4 protein-coding genes are annotated in these 6,907 nt (G+C 45.5%); 3 read left to right on the top strand and 1 reads right to left on the bottom strand.

Annotated features, from left to right (window positions below; all coding sequences use genetic code 11):
- The first annotated feature begins 631 nt into the window (after positions 1-631).
- From IXB50_RS21765 to IXB50_RS21755, 3 genes are read left to right on the top strand one after another with little or no spacing between them, the layout of a single operon-like run.
- Positions 632-1,003, top strand: coding sequence for a nucleotidyltransferase family protein (locus IXB50_RS21765; RefSeq protein ID WP_215611100.1), 372 nt, complete (start codon positions 632-634; stop codon positions 1,001-1,003).
- A complete protein-coding gene (locus tag IXB50_RS21760; protein WP_215611099.1) occupies positions 1,000-1,461 on the top strand; it encodes a ribonuclease toxin HepT-like protein in 462 nt (153 codons plus the stop codon). Before IXB50_RS21765 ends, IXB50_RS21760 begins: the two co-directional genes overlap by 4 nt.
- Before the next feature lie 60 nt (positions 1,462-1,521).
- Positions 1,522-3,231: a protein adenylyltransferase SelO gene (locus IXB50_RS21755; protein ID WP_215611098.1), complete on the top strand. Its 1,710-nt coding sequence runs from the start codon at positions 1,522-1,524 to the stop codon at positions 3,229-3,231.
- A 205-nt stretch (positions 3,232-3,436) separates the two neighbouring features.
- On the opposite strand, the gene IXB50_RS21750 is transcribed toward IXB50_RS21755, so the two are convergent.
- Complete coding sequence (locus IXB50_RS21750) at positions 3,437-6,115, bottom strand: beta strand repeat-containing protein (protein ID WP_215611097.1); 2,679 nt, start codon at positions 6,113-6,115, stop codon at positions 3,437-3,439.
- Positions 6,116-6,907 lie beyond the last annotated feature (792 nt).

Here is a 6,907-nt window from a genome sequence, read left to right as displayed (position 1 = left end):
AGCGACTCATGGCCACTACACTACCTGATCATCGCAATATTGACGAGAAATTCAGGGGACCCTGTGAATTAATACGCGCGAGCTGTATAAAAAACACGCTCAAGACTATTCTTTCTGGATTCAAAAGAGTATCTCCTATGATTCCACACTTTCAGGGACGCCAGATTACATCTTTTCAAAGCGCTCAAACCTCGGAAAAACAGTCCTAGAAACACCGATTGTCGTCGTCGTAGCAGCCAAGAAAAACGACTTTGAGCATGGATGGGGACAATGTTTAGCCGAGTTAGTAGCCTCCCAGAAAATAAACGAGGATGCCACATTTCCAGTCTATGGCATCGTCACCGATGGTAACCTTTGGCAGTTTGGTCGATTGGTGCTAGACACATTCACCAGAAGCACCGGTAACTACACAATTGATAATTTAGCCAGACTATTTGGTGCCTTGGAAGCAGTGGCACAGCTGATTGAGGAAGCCAAACGGTCATAGGTCTGCATCATTGTAGGCACACTGGCATCATCTATTTTATTAGATAGTTTGTGTTGAGTTTGCCTATCATCCAGAAAGGCGAACTATTTACATCCAGCTTTCTATCTATGAAATAGAATAATAATGTTCACTTTTCTGAGTTCTATGGCTCAAACTGTCCTCGACTTCACTCCCGAAGAATGGAAGCAATATACCCTTCCGAAAAAGGTGATCACCCCTGAGATTCAAGTGCGGTGGGAAAAAGCCTGGGAACTGATTCCAAAGTTGGCCAAGCTCCTACGTGACAAGTATGGTGCAACCAGAGTACAGGTATTTGGCTCAGCAATTAAACTAGAGTATTATTGGCCAGATTCAGATATCGATCTAGCAGCTTGGGGACTCAAACAGGGAACCTATTACGATGCAGTAGCTGAGGTGGCCGAATATAGTAATGAGTTCAAAATTGATTTAGTTAATGCTGAAACCTGTCGGCCTTGGTTGTTAGAATCTATCGACGAAGAGGGCATCAACGTTTGAGTAGGCTAGCACGTAGGATTACACAGGAATTTTTTCCCATAAATGCGGCGCTTGAGCGAGCAGCAGCAGGGTGGCAAAAATTTAAGAAATCTCAGGATGAGCTATACATAGACTCTGTAGCCTTAAATATTCAAGCCGCCTATAGTGGTTTGGAACGTTTGTTTGAACTGATTGCGAGAGAGATTGACAATACCCGTCCTGAAGGCATCAATTGGCACCAATTATTACTTCAGCAGATGGCAACTGAGAGAGCTGGTGTGCGTCCGCCCGTCATTTCAAACGAAACGCTTAAACTCTTGGATGAATATCGTAAATTTCGTCATGTAGTCAGGCATATTTACCCAGATGATTTTGAGATTGATAAAATTGAAACATTAGCAACACAGATGAAAGTAACTTTTTCTCAAGTTACTGAGGAATTGATGATATTTGCTCAATTTTTAGAAACAAAGTCTTAATGAAACACATATTTAAGCTTTGGCTCTTTAATCGTCCCATAACAAACCTGGTGCAGAAAATTGAACAAATCTAAACCATCTGCTGAGCCCTGCGTCACCACATTCGATCAGTTTGTGCGATTGACGGATTATTCTCTGATGGATACCTTAAATGCCGATCCTGATGCTACGGTCGATGGTGATGATCACCAGGCTCGCCAGGTTTTTTCCGGTCATTTCGTACCGGTGACACCCACGCCGCTTGCAGACCCAGACTATGTAGCCCATAGCAGTGCATTCTTTAAGGAACTTGGGTTGAGCGATGAGTTAGCGCTGGATGAAAAATTTCGCCATCTATTTTCTGGTGATCTCTCTGTCGCCCATGAGCCGATGCGTCAGGTTGGCTGGGCGACGGGTTATGCCCTGTCAATTTATGGCACCGAATATACCCACAATTGTCCATTCGGTACGGGTAATGGTTATGGCGATGGTCGGGCGATATCTGTATTTGAAGGCATTATCAATGGCCAGCGCTGGGAAATGCAATTGAAAGGGGGTGGCCCAACACCTTATTGCCGTGGTGCCGAAGGGCGTGCAGTACTCCGTTCAAGTGTGCGTGAGTTTCTAGCGCAAGACTATATGCACGCTTTAGGGGTGCCAACATCGCGCTCTTTGACACTGTATGTGTCTAAATCTGAGACCGTTACCCGGCCCTGGTATTCTCAAGACTCCTGCTCGCTTGATCCTGATGTTTTGGTGGAGAATCCTGTGGCCATTTCAACCCGCGTTGCCCCCTCCTTTTTGCGCGTTGGCCAATTGGAGCTATTTGCCCGTCGCGATCGCAACAATGCCCATCCCAAAGCATCAGAAGAGTTGGGTATGATCGTGTCCCATTTAATTGAGCGAGAATACAAAAGCGACATTAATCAAACCCTTGGTTTTGCAGATCAATTGGTTGAGTTAGCTAAGCTATTTCGCCAGCGTCTTATTTCATTGGTGGCCAATTGGCTACGTGTGGGCTACTGCCAGGGTAATTTTAATAGTGACAACTGCTCCGCTGGCGGCTTTACCCTCGACTATGGCCCCTTTGGGTTTTGTGAAATTTTTGACCCTTGGTTTCAACCCTGGACGGGCGGCGGCCAGCACTTTGCATTCATCAATCAGCCAGTCGCAGCAGACGCGAACTATTATATGTTTTGGAAAACTGTGAGGCCGTTACTGGCAGATGATGCTGACGCTTTAGAACAGTTCGACCAAATAGGCCGTGGCTTTGCAGAAGCCATGCAACAACAAGTTCAAAAAATGTGGGCGACCAAACTTGGCTTAACTGAATTTAACCCAGAGCTGTTTAAGCAGTTAATGCAGTTAATGACCCACTCAGATGTGGATTACACCATTTTCTTTCGCGAGTTATCCCACATACCAGACGATGTTTCAGCCTTGAAAAAAAGTTTCTATGGTAAAACGTCACAACAATTCGATGAACAATGGCAATCTTGGCTAAAAAGCTGGCGCAGCCTTATTAACGACGGCCCAGTTGAGATATCACTGGCTGAGATATCAACAAAGATGAAACAGACTAACCCAAAATACGCATGGCGAGAGTGGTTGATTGTGCCTGCCTATCAACAAGCCATGCAGGGTGACTACACGTTAGTTAAAGAGTTGCAAGCAGTATTTAGCTATCCCTATGATGAGCAATCACAAGATGTGGAAGATAAATACTATCGTCTAAGACCTAGTGCGTTTTCTGATGTGGGTGGCGTGACGCACTATAGTTGTTCGTCTTGATGATGCGCGGGCTTATGATCGGAGGGAAGCAAAACCGATTGCTTGGGGTCTCTCCGAGTTCCCTTTCCGGAAGTATTCATGTTAAAGCTGATTTGTGACTAAACCACGTCCAATTTGAAACCCGGATTTTTAGCTGAAGGAAAAACTGTGGATCTGGATATGGACGTGGTTTATCTTGTGTGACTAGACCTCATGAAGGCAGTCATCAGGGGCAAGGAGCGACTCCCGCCGTACCCTCTACAAAGTCCGCATTGGTGTCAATATCGTCGGGGTTAAAGGTACCAACATTCCTGGCGGTAACATTTGACCGGTCAAGCACTTGAAACTGACCTGCCCCATTGCTCACGAGTTCAAAACCATCGCCGCCAGGAGTGGTAACACTGTTGTTATCGAGTGCCAGGCAGAAGTCTGTATCAGCCGTGTGCTCAATTCGCACGCCATTAGCGCCAGGATTGGTAATCGTATTGTCGGTCACAGTCGCAGTGACGTTGGCATTGTCTTCGATTAAGGTGAGTTCAATCCCGTCATCACCTGCATTGGTGATGCTATTACCAGTTACTGTAATAGCCGCCGTGGCATTTTCTTGAATGTCATTAAAGAAAATGCCCTCTTCTCCTACGTTCGAGACTTGATTGTTGACGATGTTAATAGTGGCATTGGCATTATCTTCGATAACGTCAAATTCTATGCCTTCTGTTCCCGCGCTGAGAATGTTGTTCTCTGCGATGGTGATATTTGATACGGTATCGTTTTCAATGTCATCAAAGAGAATGCCTTCTTCATTAGCAACAGTAATCGTATTGCTGGTCACAGCAATGGTAGCATTAGCACGGTTTTCAATATTGTCAAACTCAATCCCTGTCTCATTACTGTTAATTTGATTATTTTCTACGGTAATCGTTGCGATCACATCATTTTCAAGGTCACCAAACTCAATCCCCTCAAAGGCTACATTGTTAATTTGATTGTTGGCGACGGTAATGGTGGCATTGGCATTTTCTTCAATATTATCAAATTCGATGCCATCCCCCCCTGCGACCAGCGGATCTACATCTCCTGCCTCAATCACATTGTCTGAAACAGTAATCGTGGCAACAGCATTGACCTCAATGTCATCAAAGAAAATATTGTCGAGTTGAGCATCCGTAATTTGATTGTTTGCCACTGTGATATTGGCGGTAGCGTCTCCCTCAATGAGACCAAATTCAATGCCCGCTGCACCAATTGTGGTCAAGGTGTTATTGGCGACGGTAACTGTGGCATTATCTGTTCCGTTAATGCCATCAAAGAAGATGCCATCGTCAGTTGTATTCGAGATTTGATTGCGAACAATCGCCACCGTGCCATCAATATCGGGCAGGTTAATACCTACATTAGCATTGGTAATTGTATTATCTTCAATCGTAATACCCTCACCATTAGCCAAAATGCCATCTGCCCCAGCCGGATCAATCGCCAGGCCCGAAACCAATGTGTTGTTGCCGATTGTTGCAGTGCCGCTGACTGTCGGTAAGTTGCCGCTGCCAGATCCTGGCAATATCACTTCTCCAAACTGAGTATTTAACAGTTGTGTGGGCCCTACTGAGCGCACGTCTACCCCATCTGGCAGTGTAAAGGCACCGCCTGCATCACCCGCCTGCACATAAATAATGTTGTCGGCGTTGGCTGTGGCAATAGTAGTGGCATTGGCAATGGTATCGAGCGGTGCTTCAAAGGTACCCGCCGCTATGGCTGCCCCTGTAGTCGGGTCGACATGATGGAAAACAAACGCCTGGTTCGTATCTGGGTTTATAGCAATAATGCTGGCTTCGAGAATCGAAACATCCGTTCGATCCTCTACCAAAACAGTGTTGGTACGGGCAATGGGTTCTGCTGCTCTGGCCCACAGCCGCGCTTGTGAATTCTCTTCCGTATCAGATGGACGTTTTGCTGGGGCTCCTAACAACGCACTCACTGAAAAGACCGCATTCGTGCCAAATACGCCGTCATTCTGAACACCTAGACCAACACGCAAGTTGTTTTGAACGCGGTAGTCCAGTGAGGCCCGAATACCTAAACTATTTTGAGAGGCTTCTCCCCCCAAATAATACACACCGCCTCGCCCCCACAAGCTGCTCCTTTCACCAAAGTCAAACAGCTCAAGGCCACCGTCGAGTGACACGGTGGTGACGGCAGCTTGTATCTGGTCAACTTGCTGCTCATCAAATGCCAATTGATTACCGACAAACTGAGGGTTTATGGCCTGGGTGTCGCTAGCAACGACCTGACGGGCATTATCCAAAGGAAGGTTGGCATTGAAGGTTAAGTCCCAGTTCTCTCCTAGTAGCTCAGTGCCAAGGCCCACCTGGGTAAAGGTGCGATCGCCCGTACTGCGAGCATCTAGCCCAGCATAAGCCCCCCCTATTGTGCTTTCGTTTAGCAGGCCTCGGTAGCCAGCTTGCAAGCCACCGCCAAAGTCGCCGGTGTTATCTACGCTCACACGACCATCAATAAAGGTGACATTTTGCCCCGGTGTTTGAAACACAGGGAGAAAACCACCAAAGCTACTAAAGCCCCTGAAGCCAGCACCTTCGTTGTAGTTGAGATTGAAGAAAGGTTGCAGACGGAGCGCAGCAGCTCCTGTCTCTGTTGGGATTGTTTCTGGGGTAGGGGACTGGGCAGTCTGGGCTTGATTAGCCTGAGTTTGAGCGATCTCATCGACGGAAACCGGTGTGGCGATTGCTTCAGCTGAAATGGCCAATACACTCGCTAAGGATAAGCAAGAACTCAGGCATAGCTTAACGCCTTTATTGCCAGTAATCCGTAGCTTTTGAAAACATTTCGAGAGACGAGATAGATTTTTAACATCCTGTGTGGGGATAATGGGGGCACCATTGACTGTCATGGGACTTTCCTGTTGTGAATTGTTGTGAGCTATAAATATTTGAACCTTGACCACATCAAAACCAGCGTCTTCTCTAAAGAAAACTCTCAGGCTTGAAATTGAGTTTGGTTAAATGAATTGTTGAAACTTTAGATGGCCTAAATTTAGGTGCTTAGGTCATCAAAGAGTCACACAGAAGATTACTTCTATCTATGTTGCTTGAATTCCGGAAGCCATGAAAAAGTTGTTTTCAGAATCTAACGTGAGAAGAATTTAATCGGTAGATCTTCTGTCTAAGCAGACTAAAAGCAAAATTCCAAAAAGATATTGACACACTCAAAAACCCCTAACAGAAAGGAATATAAGTATTGTTGTAAATATTCTTTTTGAGGTAGAGCACAAAAAATAGATAAACAATTGCTTTTCCATGACAATCCTATACGTGAGAAAATCACGTATGCAGAAAGCTGGATAAGAACACAATTGGTTGTCAGTTACGGATACGAATAACAGTTAAACTTGGATGACTTTAATTTTTAGTACTTGTCGAATGTTTTCTGCCGTTGCTGATTTGGGGGATGCACCGATCTGTGAGGAATGCCATGATTCAGTATTTTTCAGATAAAGCCATCCCGAGGATCAGCAACGCCTGTTTTCTATTCAGATTAGACAAACCACCATAAAGCAAGCGCTCCATAAACCAGCCCTTGATGTTCAACGTGAACCTCCTCATATCAATCAATATTTACCTACTTGACTATCATAGGACTTACGCATTGACAAGACAGCAAAGACATGAAGTGATACGAATGG

This window comes from Leptothoe spongobia TAU-MAC 1115 (assembly GCF_018739885.1).
Lineage (GTDB): Bacteria > Cyanobacteriota > Cyanobacteriia > Phormidesmidales > Phormidesmidaceae > Leptothoe > Leptothoe spongobia.
The sequence above is the reverse complement of the archived record's forward strand: the minus strand, read 5'-3'. Positions and strand labels throughout refer to the sequence as shown.